This window comes from Legionella bozemanae, from assembly GCF_900450575.1.
GTDB lineage: Bacteria > Pseudomonadota > Gammaproteobacteria > Legionellales > Legionellaceae > Legionella > Legionella bozemanae.
In genome coordinates, this window is record NZ_UGGY01000001.1 from 1,453,179 (window position 1) to 1,472,990 (window position 19,812).

A 19,812-nucleotide genomic window follows, 5' to 3' on the forward strand; every position below is an offset into this window, starting at 1 on the left:
GGCAGTCTGGGAGAAGACACTTGATAAATGTTCTAATTACAGGGATTTGCTAACATGGCATTCGCGACTTTTGATTGATTTTTACGCCCTAAAATTTTACAGATCATGTCGCCAGCCGTCACAATTTTAAATATATCTACACCTGTATTTATTCCTAAACCATGCATTAAGTATAGGACGTCTTCGGTAGCTACATTACCACTTGCTCCACGTGCATAAGGACAACCACCAAGCCCAGCAACTGAACTATCAAAACGGTGGACACCGTGTTGTAAGGAGGTATAGATATTTGCTATGGCCTGACCATAAGTATCATGAAAATGCATTGCTAATTGGTTCAGTGGCAATAGTTTAAGTACTTGTTCGAGTAATAGATGGGTTTGATATGGCGTCCCAACACCGATAGTATCTCCTAATGAAATTTCATCTACACCCAAATCCAATAGCTTTTTAGTTACTTCAACTACTTTTTCGGGAGCTACACTTCCTTCATAAGGACACCCAAGGACACAGGAAATATATCCTCGCACCTTAATGTTTTTTTCTTTTGCTAAAATGAGGACGGGTTTAAAACGAGAAATACTTTCATCGATGGAACACTTTATGTTTCGTTGGTTAAATTGTTCACTTGCTGCAGTAAATACGGCAATTTCTTTAACTCCAGCCTCCAATGCTTTGAGCATGCCGTGCTCATTAGGAACTAATGCAGAATAGTGTATGGATGGGACTTTATCTATGGTACGGAATACTTCATTATGGTCTGCCAGTTGTGGAATTGCTTTTGCAGATACAAAACTCGTTACTTCGATATATTGCAAGCCAGATTCACTGAGTAAATTAATTAATTCAATTTTGTGTTTGCTGGATACAAAAGAAGACTCATTTTGCAAGCCATCACGCGGGCCTACTTCTATAATGGTTACGTTTTGCGGATAGTCCATAATTATCTCTTTTAATTTTCCAGGGTGGCCATATTTTGTTGGTAAAGTGAAAACATGCAATCATGTCCTCTTCTAGGTTAGTTTCGCTTCACACAGCAATTTACTCTAATGACCAAACCTATATTTTAAGAATCTTCTTCACTTAATGACAGTAGTTCTTCTCCTTCATTCACTTGTGCGCCCACAGTATAGAATATATCCAATAAAGTGCCGTCAGTGGGGGCATGAATGGTATGTTCCATTTTCATTGCTTCTAAAATAATTAAACGTTCCCCCGCTTTTACCTTTTCACCGATGTTTTTTAAAATTGCGACTACAGTGGCTGGCATTGGTGCTGTAAGCTGTCCCTTATGGACGTTGGTTTGTGCCCCAATGGTTCCCCAGTTAAACCGTTCAATAGTAATTTGCCCTTGATTCGTATACAAGGTCAACGATTGTTTTTTATTTTCAACTGTAGCATGATGTTTTTGTATCTTTGTTTCAACATAGATTTTATTACCAGTTAAATGAGCATAAATCAAATGCTCCTCTGTGTTGAGTCGAACCTTAAAGTAATTTTTATCAATTGGAGTGATAAATGCTTCAATCAATTCATTTTGATCCTTATAGCGCCATATCCAATGGCTTGATATTTGAGATTGCCAGGCAAAAGCTTCTTGCAATAAGGGATCTCGAAGTGTATTGATGTTGTTTAAATAATCAAAACTCACAGCCATGACTAAAGCTATTTCTTTGTCTGCTGTAGGGAGTTTGATTTCTTCCTGGCTTAAAAAATCGGTACTGATTTTTGCCTGCCTGAATTTAGGATGACGACAAATAGCTTGTAAAAATGGAATGTTCGTCTTGACTCCGCCGATAAAATAGTTGGATAAAGCATGCTCTAATCTGGATAAGGCTTCATTGCGATTATCCCCCCATACGATAAGCTTGGCGATCATGGGGTCATAATACATCGTTATTTGCGATGAAAGTTGCACCCCTGTATCAATGCGTACTCCATCACCAGAAGGTTCTTGCAAAAAGTGAATTTGTCCTATTGATGGAATAAAATCATGATGCGGATCCTCTGCATAGATACGACATTCGATTGCATGACCATGTGCTTGAATTCTATCTTGTGCCATGGGTAACGTTTCATTAGCAGCAATTTTCAACTGCCATGCGACTAAATCAAGTCCAGTGATCATTTCAGTCACTGGATGTTCTACCTGCAATCGAGTGTTCATTTCCATAAAATAGAAGTGTTCTGCATCATCTACTAAAAACTCAACAGTACCTGCGCCACTGTATTTTATAGATCGGGCTACTTCACACGCTGCCTCAGCAAGTTTTTGTCGTAAAGAAACAGATAAATTGGGTGCTGGAGCTTCTTCAATAATTTTTTGGTGTCGCCGTTGAATAGAGCAATCGCGTTCAAATAAATGAACAACATTGCCATGATTGTCTGCCATGATTTGTAATTCAACATGACGCGGATGCAGTACCAGCTTTTCTATAATCATTGTGTCATCGGCAAAACTTGCCATTGATTCACGTTTTGCTCCTGCTAGGGCAGCACTAAACTCTGATTCTTGATGAACAGCACGCATCCCTTTCCCACCGCCTCCATTGGCCGCTTTGAGTAGGACAGGAAATCCTATTTTTTTTGCTTCAGCCAGTAATTTATCTTCCGCTTGTTCGCTGCCATGATAGCCTGGGGTTAATGGAACTTTGGTTTTTTCCAGTAATTGTTTGGCTATTTGTTTGGAGGCCATTGCTTCCATTGCTTCAACTGAAGGACCAATAAAAACAATATCCGCCTCTTTACATGCCTTGGCAAATTCAGGGTTTTCAGATAAAAATCCATAACCGGGATGAATGGCTTGTGCTCCACACTCCTTGGCAATATGAATAATGTTAGCGATATTCAGATAGCTGTCTTTAGCAGGCGCATCGCCAACAAAATATGCACTGTCAGCACTGCGTACATGCAGACTGTCTTTATCAACCGAGGAATAAATAGCCACCGTATGGATGCCCATTGAGCGAGCAGTTTTGATAATTCTGCATGCAATTTCACCGCGGTTGGCAATAAGAATTTTATTAAACATTAGTGCCTCATTAATTTTTACTTTTATAACCACTTATACTCATCTAATGGAGCCCAAGTGCTTTGTAGCCTGGGTGCAGCGCAGCGGAACCCGGGTTTTCCTATCAAAAATTCCCCGGGTTCCGCTGTGCTGCACCCAGGCTACTATTACTCAGGGGGGTAAAAGCTTTAATCCCAGTTTGGTGTTTCTTTCTTTAAAAATGCATTAAGCCCTTGTTGGCCTTCAGCCGATACTCTTTTTTGAGCGATTAAGGAAGCAGTGTAATAAACAAGCTCTTCATTTATTTTTTTATTTACTACATAGCTTGCCAGTTGTTTTGATGCTCTGACTGCGTTGGGTGCGTTGTTACTGATTTGTTTTGCATAATTCAGTGTAAATTCCAACAAGCTTTCTTCAGGGACACAGTGTTGTACTAAATGTAATGACAATGCCTTAGCTGCATCAAAAACCTCAGCACTCATAAATAACGCTTTAGCACTGCGTTCGCCAATGGCTTGCACCACGTATGGGCTAATTACTGCCGGTATAAGGCCCAATTTAACTTCTGAAAAACAAAAACGTGCTGATTGGGAAGCTATAGTAATATCACATGCTGCTGCAAGTCCTGCTCCACCACCAAAAGCAGAGCCATGCACCATAGCTACAGTGGGTTTAGGGCTTTTATTGAGAGCGTACATCAGATTACCAAGCACCATGGCATCCTTTAAATTTTCTTCTTCATTATAATGCGCCATGCTTTGCATCCAGGCTAAATCAGCGCCTGCAGAAAAATGTTTGCCATTTGCTTTGAGCACTATGACACGAACATTAGAATTGGCAATAGCAGCATCAAGCTGATGGTGTATCTCACTTAAAAGCTGATTGTCAAAAGCATTGTGTTTACTCACACGATTTAAAGTGAGTAAGCACAAGTGATCCTGAATTTCATACAACAAATCACTCACTGCGTGCTCCTTACATGCGAAATACGCCAAAGCGCGTTGATTCAATAGGGGCATTTAATGCGGCTGATAACCCTAGTCCTAATACTTTACGTGTATCCTGAGGGGCAATAACTCCATCATCCCACAATCGGGCACTGGCATAATAAGGATTTCCTTGCGCTTCATATTGGGAACGTAATTGCTCTTTAAAACGCTCTTCCTCTTCCACAGGCCAATCACTTCCTTGCTTTGCCAGTTTCTCTCTATTAACTTGTGCCAAAACATTAGCAGCCTGTTCTCCTCCCATGACTGAAATGCGCGCGTTAGGCCAAGACCAGAGAAAATTAGGATTATAGGCACGCCCGCACATAGCATAGTTCCCTGCACCAAAACTACCACCAACGATCACTGTAAATTTAGGAACATTGGCATTGGCAACAGCGGTTACCATTTTGGCACCATTTTTGGCAATGCCGGAGGCTTCATATTTAGAACCAACCATAAAACCAGTAATATTTTGCAGAAACAACAAAGGAATTTTACGTTGGCAACAAAGTTCTATAAAGTGGGTTCCTTTCAAGGCACTTTCGCTAAATAAAATGCCATTATTTGCAATAATTCCTATGGGATAACCGTATAAACGTGCGAAGCCACAAACCAATGTTGTGCCAAAGAGTGCTTTAAACTCATCAAACTCAGAACCGTCAACGATGCGTGCAATAATTTCTCGAATATCAAAAGGTTTCCGGTGGTCAGTAGGTACTATGCCATTTAATTCTTTACTGTCGTAGAGTGGTTCTACAGTTTCAATCCGGGTTAATTGCTGCGGTTTTTTACGATTTAAATTACTAATAGTGGTTCGTGCTATATGAAGTGCATGAGCATCATGTTCGGCATAGTGATCTGCTACGCCTGAATGCCGGCAATGGACCTCTGCACCGCCTAATTCTTCAGCGCTGATGACTTCACCTGTTGCCGCTTTGACAAGAGGTGGGCCACCAAGAAAAATCGTGGCTTGATTTTTAACCATAATGGATTCGTCGGCCATTGCCGGAACATAAGCACCACCAGCAGTGCAAGAGCCCATAACTACTGCAATTTGTGGAATATTTTGCGCAGATAATCGCGCTTGATTGTAAAAGACGCGTCCAAAATGATTGTGATCAGGAAATACTTCATCCTGAAGGGGCAAGAAGGCTCCTCCGGAATCTACGAGGTAAATGCAGGGCAAATGATTTATTAGTGCGATTTCTTGTGCTCTTAGGTGTTTTTTTACGGTTAATGGATAGTAAGTCCCACCTTTTACTGTAGCATCATTTACAACAATAACACACTCAATACCCGAAACCCAGCCGATCCCTGTAATAATCCCTGCGGCAGGGACTACATCATCATATACTTGATACGCTGCAAGTTGTGATAACTCAAGGAAAGGACTTCCAGGATCAAGTAATTGCTGCAATCGTTCTCTTGGCAATAATTTACCATGTTTTAAATGACGGACACGTGCTTTTTCATCGCCACCTAAAGCAATGCATTGAATTCGATTGTGTAACTCATCCACTAAGGCTTGCATGGCTGTTTGGTTTTCTTTGAATTCTTGACTACTTGTATTGATTTGACTAATTAATTTTGCCATGCCTGTTCCTTATCGTAGTACTAAAATATCGCTTAAAACAATGATTGTCCAAATAATCCAAGTAATGGCAATAAAGTGAGGCATATTGCCTCCTTTGATGAACTTGTAAATAAGCGCTGGGACAGCAGTAATCATTACAGGTAATATGACAAGAACCAAAATTTTGCGAACTACAAGCCCCCAGCCCGTTTGGCTGAATATAGGGGTCAATTTTAAATTAACGTAGGTGAAAAACATATCAACATAAACAATAACAAGATGCGCGTATTTTGCGAATAATACTACCAAAATACTCAGTAACAGGTAGATAAGACTGTGTCGTAGCATGAACTTCCTTTTTTGTAAGTGCTCAGCCCCTCAGGGAACGGCTGTATTTGGCACAACTTGCGCTCAAACCCAACCGTTCGAGTAAACATTAGCATAAGGACCTGAGCTATTACCTTTATTTATATGAAGATCCCCTATTCTATTTATGGAAGAGGGGGGCTTTGTGTTTTAAATTAATTCAATTGCCATAGCAGTTGCTTCACCACCACCAATACACAATGAAGCGACACCGCGTTTTTTTCCTTGATGCTTTAGAGCGTGTATTAAAGTTACTAAAATACGCGCACCGGATGCACCAATTGGATGGCCCAAAGCACAAGCTCCGCCGTGAATATTAACTTGTTCCGGGTTTAATTCAAGTTGTGTCATAGCTGCCATTGTTACTACAGCAAATGCTTCATTTATTTCATAAAGATCCACATCATTTTGTTTCCAGGATGCTTTATTCATGACTTTGCGAATGGCATCTACTGGCGCTGTAGTAAACCACTCTGGCGCTTGTGAATGACTTGCATGAGCAACAATGCGGGCAATAGGTTGAATACCGCGTTTTTCAGCCTGGCCAGCACTCATTAAAATCAAACTTGCTGCACCATCAGATATAGAGCTTGAATTGGCTGCAGTAACGGTTCCGTCTGCTTTAAAAGCGGGTTTTAATTGGGATATTTTAGCGATTTTTGCAGCATCAGGACCTTCATCCACATTCACTGTAATATCACCCTTACGTGTATTAATCGTTACCGGAGTAATTTCTTCTTTAAAAGCCCCATTTTCTATTGCTTCAAGTGCTCTGCTCATGGAGCGAGTAGCAAATTCATCCTGCTGATCCCTGCTAAAATGAAAGTGATTCGCTGTGGCTTCTGCGAAAACCCCCATTAATTTTCCTCTATCATAGGCATCTTCTAATCCATCAAGGAACATATGATCCTTCAATTCACCATGTCCTAGTCGGTACCCTGAGCGTGCCTTACTCAATAGATAAGGTGCATTACTCATGCTTTCCATACCACTTGCAAGGATAATATTTGCAGTGCCTGCTCGAATTAAGTCATGGGCTAACATAACCGCTTTCATTCCTGAACCACACATTTTATTTATTGTGGTTGCTCCAGAAGAGCTGGGCAATCCTGCCTTAATTGCTGCTTGTCGTGCTGGAGCTTGACCAATTCCTGCTTGCAAGACACAACCACTGATTACTTCATCTATTTCTGCGGGGCTAATTCCTGCTTGAGATAGGGCAGCCATATGTGCAATTGCACCTAACTCTGGAGCTGAAAGAGTTGATAAATTTCCCAACATGGCTCCCATAGGAGTTCTTTTTGCCGCAACGATTACTATGTCATTCTGTTCCATTTTCATTTTTCCTTATGCTGTTTCTTTAAAAAGTTCTCGTCCAATAAGCATTCTTCTGATTTCAGAAGTACCAGCCCCTATTTCATATAATTTTGCATCTCGCAGTAAACGTCCTGTGGGATACTCATTAATATATCCATTACCACCAAGAATTTGAATTGCTTGTAATGCCATTTGTGTTGCTCTTTCAGCCGTATATAAAATGACGCTTGCAGCATCTTTACGACTTACTATACCTTGATCACAAGCTCTGGCAATAGCATATAAATATGCTCTTGAGGCGCCCAGATCAGTGTACATATCTGCTAATTTACCCTGGATGAATTGAAATTCACCTATGGGTTGTTCAAATTGTTTTCGTTCATGTACATAAGGTAAAACAACATCCATACACGCTTGCATAATTCCTACTGGGCCTGACGCCAGAATGGTCCGTTCATAATCCAGTCCACTCATTAATACTTTAACACCTCGATTAACTTCACCCAAAACCTGTTCTGCTGGAACCTCACATTGTTCAAATACCAATTCGCAGGTATTTGAGCCACGCATTCCTAGCTTGTCGAGTTTTTGAGCTGTCTTGAAGCCTGGCATTCCTTTTTCAATTAGAAAGGCAGTGATTCCCTTGCTTGCAGCGTGTTTGTCTGTTTTGGCGTAAACAACCAGGACATCCGCATCAGGTCCATTGGTGATCCACATTTTGGTGCCGTTGAGAATATATTTGTTGCCTTCTGGACGAGCATGTAATTGCATACTGACTACATCGGATCCTGAATTGGACTCACTCATAGCCAGAGCTCCAACATATTCTCCACTAATAAGTTTAGGCAGATATTTTTGTTTTTGCGAATGCGTACCATTTAAATAAATCTGGTTGACACATAAATTGGAGTGAGCACCATAACTTAGGCCTACAGAGGCAGATGCTCGAGAAATTTCTTCCATCGCAATGACATGGGCAAGGTACCCCATATTGGCACCGCCATACTCTTCACTTACTGTAATTCCCAGTAAACCCATTGCCCCTAATTTTTTCCATAAATGATTGGGAAAACTATTGCTTTCGTCGATTTGAGCAGCAAGTGGAGCAATTTCAGCACGAGCAAATTGGTGGACACTGTCGCGCAACATGTCGTAAGTTTCCCCGAGTTGATAGTTCGGTCCTGTGTACATAGCTGGCTTCCTGTTGTTATAGCTACTTACCTGAACAAGAATTCTGAAGGCGCTTGAATTTAGCGTATCGTGATGTAGGGTAAGTAGTCTGTTGATTTTTACAAATGTGTTAGACTATACCCAATCAAATTAAAGATGCAAATAGAATTTCTCAGATCTTTTTTCGTATCAGGAAAATTAGGGGAATGATTTTATAATACTTCTTGACGGCAGAGTTCATAATTCGATTTTTAGTGAAGGCTAATTTTTATTCAATGGCGCTCAAATAGATAGATCTTTGTTTAATTTGAAAATATTTATTCCGTTTTTTTATATGGATCAACATTCGGCATCCAAAAAAACTCTTCTAAACTACTTATAATTAAGTTGATTGACTCATATGCTTTATTTATTTCATAATTCTTAAATCCTAATGCTATGCTCTTCTGAGCTTTTTTATTCATTTTAAACCCATAGGTAAGTGATCCAAAATTATTAATGTTTTTTTCAATTATTCGAAGATATTGTTGAATGCACGGCTGATGAAGTGGCCGATTTTATTAATTACATTGATCATAAAAGATGGTTAGATAAAGTCGTTATTGTTGTAACTGGGCATCATTTGGTTATGGGGAATCCGCTCTGTAACCAATTAAATGCAGAGCTGTCTTGCTCTATATAACACTCTATGGACAAGTCGCCGCACTACCTCTTAATTGAGTATTGCTCAACTATATTTTGCAAAAATACGTCCACTATTTCAAAGTGATTATTCCAGGTGGGAATTTTAAATGATTTCATACGTTCTAATTGCGCAACTCTCATCATGCTATGAGTTTGACTGTATTCTTCAATTAACTCCATCCATTTGAGAGTATCTAAAGGATCTATATATTCTGGAATATCCCCGGCAATTTCGCGAAAAACCGGAATATCGCTGGCAATGACCGGTGTTGCATAGGAAAGTGCCTCGATAAGGGGTAAACCGTAACCTTCAGTGAAGGATGGAAAAAGTAACGCTTGTGCATGATAAAGATAGGTTACCAACTTTTGATCTGGACAAGAGGGTTCCTCGATAATAAAAGGCTTTATTTGTTTACAGTGATCTAATAAATCAAGCACTTGCCCACATCTCCAGCCTCTTTTCCCAAGAATGACGAGTTTTGGGGTGCGTATTGAAAAACGTTCTACTAAACGTCGCCAAATATGTAACAGTGCTAAATGATTTTTTCTGCCTTCTATAGTTGAAATCACTACAAAATAAGGTTCATGAATAAATCGAGCTTCAGGTGAAATATTGAGTGGTAAACCTGAAGCAAGAGGCGCAGCAATGGTTGGAGGTATCTGTTTTTGCATACCTAAATAGTAGGAGCATAAATTATCTAATGTATTTTTAGAGTTGGTAATGATGCCAGCACTCTGCATGGAATTGTGTAGGTACTGAACATGTCTATTTATTTTTTTGGTATCACTATACTCTGCATAGTAGAGGGGAATAAGGTCATGTACCATAGATACAATAGGTATGTTTAAATGGTGAAAAAGATTAAAATTGTGAGGATATTGGTCTATATGTAAGAAAATACTTCCGTCCAAGTCCTGATGTTTGCGTTGAAAAAGCATAAATTTTGTTATGATTGACTGCTTGATTGTCGATGAATGTTCAGCGCAATGAAGCAAATAATCAAATAAAAAATTTGAAGCTTTTTGAGAATAAATACAATTAATACCTGGATATCGCACAAATGCCCGAGCGCTCTCTTTATAATATTTCATATAGGCTAACAGAACACGATCTACTCCAGTCCCTGAGTAGCGTCCAGTTATTAATGTGCCCAACATTCTTGTTATATCGAGAATTAATTTCATCTATATCTGCAATAAATTAAGATTGGCTCGCAAGAAATCGAGAGTATTTTGCCCATTTTTCTTGATTTCCATGTTCATCGAGTATTTGGTCATAGTACTTTTTTCTAATACGAATAAAATTATCCAAAGTGGATAATCCCATCCCGTTACAGACTTCAATTCGAATATCAAATAGGTTATAAATTTTATCCCACGAGAGGTCAAATGGATTCAGCGGATAATAACTTACTGCGTATTCCGAATCGCAAGCGGATTTCATGAGATTTAACGTATGCTGAGAGGGAATATTATTGCCAATAAATAATAGGCGTTTGCAATCCCGCTTATGATATCTAGAAATTATCATGCTGTTAGAAGTAAAGCGTGCAAAGTTAGATGAATGAGTTAATGTTTGGAGCCAAGCTTTATGCTTTTTATGAAATAGGATAATATTTTTTTCATATAAGGTGCGGGCGTATCCTTTTTTAGTTGCGCTGCCTCCTTCAATGTGACCAACAACGATTCGTGGCTCATAGATTACTTTGAATCCGGCCTGATTTACCATTAAACCATAATCACAGTCTTCGCAGTAAGCGGGTGAATAGATTACATCAAACCCCCCTAGACTTTGAAATAAATGTCTTGGAGTGAGTAAAAATAAACCGGAACAGTAGTCCACATGTCTTTGAAAGTTAACCTCAAAAATATCAGGTTTTTTACCACGCCCATATTGCAGAATCCCTTTTTGCGTTATAACCACGCCTGCTTCTTGGAGTAACCCATCGGGAAGAATGATTTTACCTCCGACAACTCCAATTTTTTTGTCACGATTCAGTGTCTTTAATGCAATAGCAAAAGCATCTGTATTTAATTGCCAGATGTCATTGTTAAGAAATAACAAGTTCTTGCCCTTTGCGATTTGGGCTCCTTGATTAGCGGCCTGGAGAAATCCAAGATTTTGAGAGTTTTTTACAACTAAAACATTACTACAACACTCTAAAAGTTGATGGGTTGAATCACTGGAAGCATTATCAATAATAATCACTTCAAACGTTATATTTTTTTGCTGTTGCAATAAACGCAGACACTCCAGAGTAAATTGCGCTTGATTGTAAAGGACTAAAATAACGGAAATTTCGGGTTCGTTAGCTAATGGAAATTCGATTTTTTCGTTTCTTAAAAAGAATAGGTTTAAATGATCATGTAATTTTGAGATTAATTTTTTTCTTTTATAGGAGTCAACATACTTTTGAGAAATTTTTTTAAAAATAAAATTTTTTTCTATAAATTTTAAAAATCGTTCCATGTGATTGGTCTTATCCTTTAATCACTATATAGTGATATTTCTTAAAAATATAATCTTTTAAAATTATAAAGCATTTTGCTTCCAGCGAATATATGTTAGTTAATATAAGATTCAAAGCGATTTAAAATTGCATCTACTGGTTTTGAGGGAAGTAAATGCGAGCATTTGATTAGCATGTGTAAAGGCCAGGGAAAGACAATGTACGTTTTATTTTTTAGTAATCCTTTTTGGATGATTTTAGCCGCTTTCTCGCTTGATATTAAAAAGGGCTTAGGTCCTGTGAGTTTGTCAGACATATCTGTTTTAATGTAGCCAGGACAAATTACATTGACATGAATTTGATATCGAATAAGCCAAGCTCGTAAAGACTGACCGTATACATGAAGTGCTGCTTTGCTCGCACAATAGCTTGGGGACTGGGGTAATCCTCGTAAACCGGCAATTGAACCCATCATGGCTATTTGCCCTTTTTTTCTTTCTATCATTCTATGAATTAATGGATTAACTGTATTCATAGTCCCTTGCAAGTTAATGGCAAAAACTTGATTGATATCTTCTTCCTTTTCTGGTTGCCAATTCGCTTGCAATGTTGAAGAGACTCCTGCATTGGCAATCAGCAAATCAATAGGCATTTTACTGTCAACATCAATAATAAATTCCTTTAACGAGTTTGCATCGCGGACATCAATGCTTTCATAAATCGTATTTGCTCCTTGTTCTTGGCAATGTTGGGCAACATGCGTTAGTTTTTTGAGATCTCTTGCGATTAAAATTAAATTTACATTAGGCATTGCATAACGAAATGCTATTTGTTCTCCTATACCACGACTCGCACCTGTAATTAATATTGTTTTTTTATTCATTTGAGTTATGTCCTTGTACATATATTCGATTCTGCAAGGTGCAGAGACAATCCGATTTTGCAATTATTTAATCCTAAATATTTAGGAAATTACAATAGATGTATATGATCGATGAATAACATACAAGCTTAACAAATCAGTGCTACTCAATTAGATGACGGTTTTATAATTGTTTGTTATTATCTTACCCTAATAGGATCGTCATTGCTTATTGTTACAAAATCGAATCATTTTATATGTTTAACTGGATTTAATCATGATAAAAGAAAAATCTCGGACCTGGCAAAAAGTTTCAATGCTTCTGGGCAGTTTTTTTGCAACGTATAGTCCATTTCCTGCGGGATTTTATACAATAAATTCTTTAGTGTTAGCAATGATCGCAATTTTTTGCTCTTATTGTCATTACTATGTTGCAGCTATTTTACTATTTCTCTTAGCTGGTATTTTTGATGTGATAGATGGCTCTGTAGCACGGGCTCGTAACAAGGCATCGAGTTTAGGTGCATTTGTTGATGGAACAATTGATAGGTTCGTGGATTTTGCTATTATTTTTTCCTATTTCTTTTGTGAAATTAAAGCCTTCTATTTAAGCTTGGATCAATTAATCTGTATTACTTCTTTTGTGGTCATTTTACCATCATTTATAGTTGCTTACGCTAATCATCGCGGTGCAGTATCCGATGATAATGAGACCTTAATTTGGCGTGTTATGAATCGTGGAGAAATGCTGTTTTTTATGATAGGTATTTTGATTACTTCTTTGTTTAGTGCTTATTGGGCAGGAGTTTTACTGATTTTTTTAATTTTCCTCTCAACACTTACAATAATACAAACGATTTTTTTGACTATTTATCATGCTAATAAACATACATCGATGTGAGTAATTTGCAAATAACACACCAAGAATTCTAGATTATTACCTTAGGATTAAATCATGTTAGCAGTAAATTCATTGGTTATTATATATGTCATTATTTCGACCTTTCTTTTAGTAATATCTAACCCTAAACAAAAGAAATTACGTCTCTTTTATATATATGCGAATTGCCTCATTATATTATGGGAAGCTTTGCCCTTTTTAAAACAGATCGATTCAAACCCTTTAAAAATCTTATATGATTGGTCTCCTTTATTGCTTTTAATCCTGTTGCACCGGGAAACTGAGATATTAACGTCTGCACTTAATAAAGTGCATTATGATGAAAAAATCATAGATTTTGAAAAAAGACATTTCAAATGGGTGATGAGTTTTCATCATAATAATCGAGCAAACTCACTCTTTCTCTCTGAGTTTCTCCATTTATGTTATTTAAGCTTTTATTTACTGATTTATGGGGTACCCCTATTTTTTTATCTTAGACAAGAATTTGTGTCATTCTATGAATGTCAATTTGTTATCTTATTATTACTTTTTTCTTGTTTTTTAACCCATAGTATCATTCCAGCTTGTGGTCCTCGTAATATTTTTGAGAAAATTAAAGATCATCGTAGCCAAGGCTTATTTTTTCGAATAACTCATAAATTATTGCAAGATGGTTCAACCACAGGTACTGCGTTTCCAAGTGGTCATACAGGGTTATCTTCTGCTATTTTATTAACAACATGGTCTATAAATCCTCTGCTTTTTTATTTCATTTTACCCTTTGGAGTAGGGCTAATAATTAGTACAATTTATGGAAGATTTCATTATGTTATTGATATGATATTTGGATTTTTGTATGCATTAATTGCTTTTTTTATAACAACATCACTAGTATCATTTTATTAATCTATCTAATAAATTCAATATAAACGCAGCACGGGGATGCGTTATCCCGCCGTGAATGTTAGTGTATTCTGTATCAAAGCATTCTATTTTCATTAGGAACAATTTGCTAATTGAGCCGACTTATAAAAGTGCCATTGCATGAGCTTTGTGTAGTAGTAAACTTTAGATAATTTCAATTCTTCTTCATTTTCTAAGTCTCGTCCCTTTCCAACTAATGTTTTTGAGCTATCTTGCCAAGGATAAAATACATAATGGTTATTTTGAAATAAAGCGATTCCTTCAGGAAACATAATAGCAGAAACGTTATAGCCAAATTCTAAATCAACAGGAGTTAATGATAATAAATTATTACCCGCGTTAAGGTAACTCGCTTCTGATAAGGACAGTTCATATAAGGTTGGAAAAATGTCTTTATGAGAACCGATTCGCTTAGGATCATATTTAATATTGATTCGATACTCTTGGGGAATGTGTAAATAAAATGGCACCGTGAATTTTAGTCCTAATGTTGCTTCATCTTTATAATGGCCGCTGATTTCTCTTTGATTATGATCCCCTGAAGCAGCAATTATGGTTTTAGTGGCGAGAGTACTCTTGTCAATGTTTTGAATAAAATCACCTAAAGCATCGTTTGCATAGCGATAAGTTGAAGCGATTTGATTAAGCACTTCCGGGTTAATATCTACATAGTTGTGTATGCTCTTCGATAGTTTAATTGGTTTAAGTTTATAATGAGAAGGTAATGTATATGGTGGATGATTGGTTACTGTATTCATATAGATAAAAATAGGTTTGTGTTCACTATCTGCCTTTTTTAATAAGTAAAAGGCATATTGATACATATACTCATCATAAACCCCCCAATCTTCTTGTTCTGCATTAGGATATTTTTTCAATATTGACTCATAGCCAATAACATGTTGAAAGCCCTGTTCAGGTAAAAAATTTTTGAGATTGAGAAAGTTTTCTGAACCAGAAGTTAAAAAAACTGTTTCATATCCTGCTTCTCTAAATGGTTTTGCTACGGAGGAAGAGACTAAATTTGGACAGTTTAGTGCTGAGAAAGAGGAGTTGAATGAATTAAACATTAAATAGAGTAGCGATTGAGAAGTAGAATTTCCCCCTTGTAAAAAATTTTTAAAAACAAAATCTTGTTGAAAATATGGTGAAAGTTTGCCTAATAATTCGTTGTTTTTATTATCAAATTGTAAAAAATGCCGACCAAAGCTTTCCATTTGCACAAAAATAACATTGGGTTGCGGATGTGTTACTGAAAACTGTTTTTTTGTCGTTTTGGTATATAAATCATTAATTGAAAACTGCGATAATGAGGTATTTTGGTTAAACAAAGCATTATATAAGTCCAATGCTTCTTTATCATTTATTGTCGCTAAAATAGATTTTGAAGATTGTCGCTCTTTATATGCATCATATAAAGCAGCAACTCCATTTTCAATAAATTGATTGTTACCCAAGCCATCATGATAAAGGCCATATCCTCCAATGGAACAACGCATAGCGGAAATGTAAATTAAAAGGGATAAAAAAATAAAAATTATTTTTTTGAAAAAGCCATAATTTAAATTTATTTTTCGAATGTGTTTTTCTATTTTTAATAAGCATAAGTAAATAAGGATTGCGGATATCCCAAGTAAGACAGTGATTATTAAAATTGGGTATGCTTTTTTAATGTATGCTAATGTTGCATTAGCTTGTCCATCCAAAATAAGAAAAAAATTAGTTCCTATACGGGTCCCAAAATATTGGTAATAAAAAAAATTAAGTACATTGATTATTAATACCAACTCAATAAGCACTGCTCCCAAAATGCAATTGATTGTAATTTGTCGTTTCTTAAAATATAAAAAAATTAATCCAATAAAAATAAACGGGCAAAATAAAAATGCCGATGCTTGCAAATCATATAAAAAGCCCAGTCCATATAATATACCAATATCTTGAGGAGAATATGAAGCAGATATAGATGAATCAAAAGAATAAAAAAACATGGTTGTTCGAGTCAACATGCAGATTAAAATACATAATGCAATGTAACTCCAAACCCGTGCATATAATTTTACATAATTTAGAAACCAAGAGTCATTCAAATTTTGCATTTCCATCTTGTCTCGATAAATGAGAGATGCTAGTTCGTAATCGCTTACAATTTTATTCTGAGCATTATATTTTATCATCGGCTCCTAGCTGGGATCCCTCCCTAGGTTCGAATGATGTATCCCGCGAACAATAATTTAGACTTCTTGTTCTTCTAAACTAGGTATGTGGCTTTTACTATTTATATTGAGTTCTCGCTTAACTTTTTTCTCAAAAAGGACATTATTTCTCAATAAATTAACAATGCTATAGATTTGTTCTTTTGTATGTAAACAATTCATAAATAATCTTACTCTTGCTAAATTTTTTTCTACTGCAGGATAAATAATAGGCAAAGCTAAAATGTGATTTTCTTTTAAGTAATGGCTAAGTTGAATTGCTGCTGAGTCTTCGCCGACCACAATTGGAATAATTGGCGTGTTATTGCTTAATCCTGTTGGAATGTTTTGCTCTTTTAATAAAGACAATAACAGTGTATGCCTATCACGCAGCGTACTTACTCGGTGCGGTTCTTTCTTCATTACCTCAATCGCTGCTAATGCAGCGGCAGTATTTGCCGGTGATATGCCTGCTGAATAAACAAAACCAGCAGAAGTATACCTAAGATTTTCAATTAATTCATGAGTGCCCGCTATGTAACCTCCACAGCTTGCAAATGCTTTACTTAATGTTCCCATCCAAATATCTATATCTTTGGAATCTAAATTATAATATTCACGAATGCCTTTGCCTGTTTCTCCTAACACACCTATAGAATGTGCTTCATCTATCATTAAAAAAGCATTAAATTTCTTTTTAATGGTAATAAGATTGGGAACATCAGCAATATCTCCATCCATGCTAAAAATCCCTTCTGTCACAATTAATACTTTTCTATATTGATCGCGATATTTTTCAAGAAAATCAGCGAGGAATTGATGATTATTATGTAGAAAGGCAACACGTTCAGCTCCTGAAAACACAGCAGCTTGAATAATACTATTATGTGCGAGTTCATCATGAATAATAAGATCATTTTTGCCAAACAAATGAGTAATAATAGTAATGTTGGTTGAATATCCGGCAGGGAACACGAGACAATCTTCTGTACCGATTAAACCAGCAATTGCTTTTTCTAATTCTCCATGAAGTGATTTTTCACCTGAAACGAGACGGCTGGCAGAAACAGAAGTCCCCAGTTTTTTTACTGCAGCAATGACTGCCTCGGTAACACTCGGCTCTCCAGATAAACCTAAATAATTATAACTGGAATAATTAACATAGGATTTGCCATCAATTACGGTCGTATTACTGGATATACCTTCATTAATATTAAAATAAATGCTTTTTAACTTTTTAATAAAATCATTGTCTAATTTGGGGTCAGTATTTTGTGCTAGGCTTTGCAACCCAAATGTTAATGGGGGATCAAGAAGCTTAATTGGCTCATTAGTCTTTGAGAGCTTATTAACTACTGAGTTGTTGACTAAGAGTCCTGTAATTTTAGTGTTTTTGTTCCATTTTAAATCTTCGGTAGGGGTAGTTTCCGATAAAAAAGTGATGAGTTGATTTAAAGTATATTGTTCAAATAAAGGCAATAATTCGAATTGCTTACCTATTGTGCTCTGCAAATCATTTGACAATTCGACTGCTGCAATTGAATTAATACCCAGAGTAGTGATTGATTTTTCATAATCGTACTCAGATAGTGTCATGTTGAGGCGTCGCATTAACCAATCGCTAAGCCATTTTTTTATCTCCGTTGACGTTGAATTTAAAGAAATGGTATTGGTTTTATTTTCGGAATTGTTATTCCAGTGTGCAACACTTTGCAGCGTTTTTTCAAGGAAAGCCTTACGCGCAAGCCAGCGTTGGATTTTTCCACTTGACGTTTTAGGTAAAGTATAAGGTTTAATTAAAACGATGGAATAAGGCACCAATCCAAATTGGTCTAAGAGAATGGCGCGAATATCAGAAAACAGTAAGTCGTGTTCACCACGATTTATCGCTTCACGTTTGACCTCTTGTAACACAATTAATTCTTGTCTGTTTTCCACTTCTATGGTGAATGCAGCTGCACCTAGAGATTCAAATTTTTCATGATTTAGGGTAATTGCTTGTTCAATATCTTGTGGATAATAATTCTTACCCTGCATGATCATCAAATCTTTGATTCGACCTGTAACGTATAAATTGCCATGGTTCATAAAACCTAGATCACCTGTTCTTAAATATAAGCTATCTGAAATATTAGGTAACTGGTTTTCAAAAGTGGCTTTAGAGAGTTCCGCTTTATTCCAATAGCCTTTTGCGATACTTGGTCCACTTGCCCAGATTTCACCTACAGTTCCCTCAGGTAGCTCATTTAATGAATTAGGCTCGACAATGCGAATAGAATGATTTGTGAGACAATTACCACAGTTTATTATATGCACACTAGGAGTATCTACTGATTCTGATGCAATAGATATTTTTCCTAATTCAAAATCTAATTTGTTTAACTTTAAGGAAGTATTAGGCGCATTATATTGTTTTGCGGTTAGCATTAAGGTTGCTTCAGCAAGACCATAACATGGATAGATCGCTTGCGGAGATAGGCCTGCAATAGCAAATTTATTAATAAATTTCTGAATAGAATCAAATTGAATAGGCTCAGAACCATTGTATATACAACGCAGAGAACTCAGATCTAATTGAGTTATTTGAACAGGCGAAATTTTCTTGACACAAAAATCAAAAGCAAAATTGGGGACACATGTAAGTGTAATTCGTTCTTGAGAAATAATTTCTAACCAGCGTATTGGAGAATGCAAAAAGTAAGCTGGTGGCATTAAGATGAGCTCAAACCTTTTATATAATGAAGTAAGTATACAACCAATTAAGCCCATATCATGATATGGCGGCAACCATGAGCAAACTTTGTCTCGCTCGCTTTCCATAGATGGAGTAAAACTAAGTATTCCCTTAATGTTTGCAATAAGATTTAAATGGCTGATTAATACACCCTTGGGGGTGCTTGTAGATCCCGATGTATATTGCAAAAAAGCGATTTTGCTTGGGGTAATAGGAAAGCAGTGCTTCCCAATTACTTCTTTGCCTATTGAGTCAATGTCAATAACAGTGTAATCCGTAAACTCTGGGGCGAGAGTTTGGTTAGTAATTACAAATTTTGCCTGCGAATCATCAAGAATAGAAAGAACTCGATTTTTATGCTGATTTTTTCTAGGTGGATAGACAGGAACAGCAATTACACCCGCATACAGACACGCAAAAAAGGCAACAATATAGTCTAATCCTGGTGGCAACAAAATGACAGCACGTTCATCGTAATAAGAATCATGTTGTTGCAATATCTGAGCTAATCGACATGCTTGTTGATCAAATTCTTTATAAGTCAGTGTTTCACAACTTTTTTGTGTCATAAATTTAATAGCGATACTATCAGGATAATCTTTTGCATGTCCTTGTAGAGCATCAACGATTGAAATAAAGTCTTGCATTAAATGTT

At 36.7% G+C, this 19,812-nt stretch carries 15 protein-coding genes; 2 read left to right on the forward strand and 13 right to left on the reverse strand.

The features are described 5' to 3' along the window. Nucleotides 1-32: 32 nt before the first annotated feature. The 11 genes from DY223_RS06260 to DY223_RS06305 form a co-directional block, all read right to left on the reverse strand. Nucleotides 33-941: a hydroxymethylglutaryl-CoA lyase gene (locus tag DY223_RS06260; protein ID WP_058459120.1), complete on the reverse strand. Its 909-nt coding sequence runs from the start codon at nt 939-941 to the stop codon at nt 33-35. 125 nt (nt 942-1,066) lie between these two features. Next, nucleotides 1,067-3,031 carry an acetyl-CoA carboxylase biotin carboxylase subunit gene (locus DY223_RS06265; protein WP_058459121.1) on the reverse strand — a complete coding sequence of 655 codons (1,965 nt, stop codon included), beginning with the start codon at nt 3,029-3,031 and terminating at the stop codon, nt 1,067-1,069. 167 nt (nt 3,032-3,198) lie between these two features. Continuing rightward, entirely contained in the window at nt 3,199-3,975 is a 777-nt protein-coding gene (locus DY223_RS06270; RefSeq protein WP_058459122.1) for an enoyl-CoA hydratase-related protein, read from the reverse strand. Nucleotides 3,976-3,985: 10 nt separating this feature from the next. Next, complete coding sequence (locus tag DY223_RS06275) at nt 3,986-5,593, reverse strand: carboxyl transferase domain-containing protein (protein WP_058459123.1); 1,608 nt, start codon at nt 5,591-5,593, stop codon at nt 3,986-3,988. A gap of 9 nt (nt 5,594-5,602) precedes the next feature. Continuing rightward, entirely contained in the window at nt 5,603-5,920 is a 318-nt protein-coding gene (locus DY223_RS06280; RefSeq protein ID WP_058459124.1) for a hypothetical protein, read from the reverse strand. Nucleotides 5,921-6,088: 168 nt separating this feature from the next. Further along, nucleotides 6,089-7,273: an acetyl-CoA C-acyltransferase gene (locus DY223_RS06285; protein ID WP_058459125.1), complete on the reverse strand. Its 1,185-nt coding sequence runs from the start codon at nt 7,271-7,273 to the stop codon at nt 6,089-6,091. Nucleotides 7,274-7,285: 12 nt separating this feature from the next. Further along, nucleotides 7,286-8,446 (reverse strand): isovaleryl-CoA dehydrogenase, encoded by a 1,161-nt coding sequence (locus DY223_RS06290; RefSeq protein WP_058459126.1) that lies wholly within the window; start codon nt 8,444-8,446, stop codon nt 7,286-7,288. A gap of 296 nt (nt 8,447-8,742) precedes the next feature. Further along, nucleotides 8,743-8,889, reverse strand: coding sequence for a hypothetical protein (locus DY223_RS19090; RefSeq protein WP_154669244.1), 147 nt, complete (start codon nt 8,887-8,889; stop codon nt 8,743-8,745). Nucleotides 8,890-9,130: 241 nt separating this feature from the next. Beyond that, nucleotides 9,131-10,294: a glycosyltransferase family 4 protein gene (locus DY223_RS06295; RefSeq protein ID WP_058459127.1), complete on the reverse strand. Its 1,164-nt coding sequence runs from the start codon at nt 10,292-10,294 to the stop codon at nt 9,131-9,133. A gap of 16 nt (nt 10,295-10,310) precedes the next feature. After that, nucleotides 10,311-11,579 carry a glycosyltransferase family 2 protein gene (locus tag DY223_RS06300; protein ID WP_058459128.1) on the reverse strand — a complete coding sequence of 423 codons (1,269 nt, stop codon included), beginning with the start codon at nt 11,577-11,579 and terminating at the stop codon, nt 10,311-10,313. Between the two features lie 95 nt (nt 11,580-11,674). Then, nucleotides 11,675-12,442: an SDR family NAD(P)-dependent oxidoreductase gene (locus tag DY223_RS06305; RefSeq protein WP_058459129.1), complete on the reverse strand. Its 768-nt coding sequence runs from the start codon at nt 12,440-12,442 to the stop codon at nt 11,675-11,677. Between the two features lie 256 nt (nt 12,443-12,698). Here DY223_RS06305 and DY223_RS06310 point away from each other — a divergent pair, with 256 nt between their 5' ends. Both DY223_RS06310 and DY223_RS06315 read left to right on the forward strand, forming a co-directional pair. Continuing rightward, the gene (locus DY223_RS06310; RefSeq protein WP_058459130.1) at nt 12,699-13,322 is read left to right on the forward strand and encodes a CDP-alcohol phosphatidyltransferase family protein; all 624 of its coding nucleotides are present in this window, start codon (nt 12,699-12,701) and stop codon (nt 13,320-13,322) included. A 54-nt stretch (nt 13,323-13,376) separates the two neighbouring features. Further along, nucleotides 13,377-14,210 (forward strand): phosphatase PAP2 family protein, encoded by an 834-nt coding sequence (locus tag DY223_RS06315; protein ID WP_058459131.1) that lies wholly within the window; start codon nt 13,377-13,379, stop codon nt 14,208-14,210. Nucleotides 14,211-14,302: 92 nt separating this feature from the next. Here the strand turns inward: DY223_RS06315 and DY223_RS06320 are convergent, their stop codons facing one another. After that, nucleotides 14,303-16,405: an LTA synthase family protein gene (locus DY223_RS06320; RefSeq protein ID WP_058459132.1), complete on the reverse strand. Its 2,103-nt coding sequence runs from the start codon at nt 16,403-16,405 to the stop codon at nt 14,303-14,305. A 57-nt stretch (nt 16,406-16,462) separates the two neighbouring features. Continuing rightward, complete coding sequence (locus DY223_RS06325) at nt 16,463-19,804, reverse strand: aminotransferase class I/II-fold pyridoxal phosphate-dependent enzyme (protein WP_058459133.1); 3,342 nt, start codon at nt 19,802-19,804, stop codon at nt 16,463-16,465. Nucleotides 19,805-19,812: the final 8 nt, after the last annotated feature.